Origin of the sequence: Paracoccus sp. SSJ, assembly GCF_030234105.1 — a bacterium.
Taxonomy (GTDB): domain Bacteria; phylum Pseudomonadota; class Alphaproteobacteria; order Rhodobacterales; family Rhodobacteraceae; genus Paracoccus; species Paracoccus denitrificans.
Window position 1 is genome coordinate 1 of the sequence record NZ_JASSPE010000069.1, and the last position, 860, is coordinate 860.

Sequence of the window (860 nt, forward strand, 5' to 3'; positions counted from 1 at the left end):
CTAGGGCGTGTGGGGATTCATCGTGAGTTGATAACGGCAGCAGCGAGGTAGACCATTGCTTCGAAGCTCTGATCGGTTTTGCAGGCACGCATAGCGATGCGCTTGAACTCCTTCAGCTTGCAGAAGAAGTTCTCGATGAGGTGGCGCCAGGCGTAGATGTCGGGGTCGATCCTGAGTTTCTGCGCGCGGGCGGGGTGTTGTGAGATCACGATCCGAGCGCCGCGGTCGTTCAACTCGGCAACCAATGCATTGCTGTCGAAGGCCTTGTCGGCGATCAGCCCGTCGAAAGCGATCCCGTCGATCAGCGGCGGCACCTCGACGCTGTCGTAGCGCTGGCCCGGCATCAGACGGAAGCGCACGAGGTTGCCCAAGGCATCGGTGAGGGCCAGAATCTTGGTCGTCATGCCGCCTTTGGAGCGGCCAATGGCCTGGCTCTGAGTCCCCCCTTTGCGCCCTGACCATGACGGTGGACCTTGACGATCCTTTCGGCGCGGCGCTCGAACCGGTGGCGCGCTCGCGCCTCAAACATCGACCATGGCATATTCCAGGTCAGGCTCATCCGACAGCGCATCGAATATGCGCCTGAAAACATCGGCTTCCCGCCAATCTCGGAACCGCCGGAACGCCGTGTTCCAGTTGCCGAACCGCTCCGGCAGGTCGCGCCACGGACTGCCCGTGCGCACAATCCACAGCACCGCCTCCAGAAACAACCGGTTGTCTTTGCCGCTGCGTCCAGGGTCGCTTGGCTTACCCAGACAATGCGGCTCGATCTTCGCCCACTGGGCATCCGTCAGAACATCGCGATCCATCCGGAGGATGAATCACATCAACCCCCGTTTGTGAATCCCCACACGCCCTAG

Annotated in this window: 1 pseudogene; it reads right to left on the reverse strand. The window is 61.4% G+C overall.

Features of this window, described 5'->3' with window-relative positions:
• Positions 1 to 17: 17 nt before the first annotated feature.
• Positions 18 to 809 (reverse strand): annotated as a pseudogene (locus QPR87_RS23535) (IS5 family transposase).
• Positions 810 to 860 lie beyond the last annotated feature (51 nt).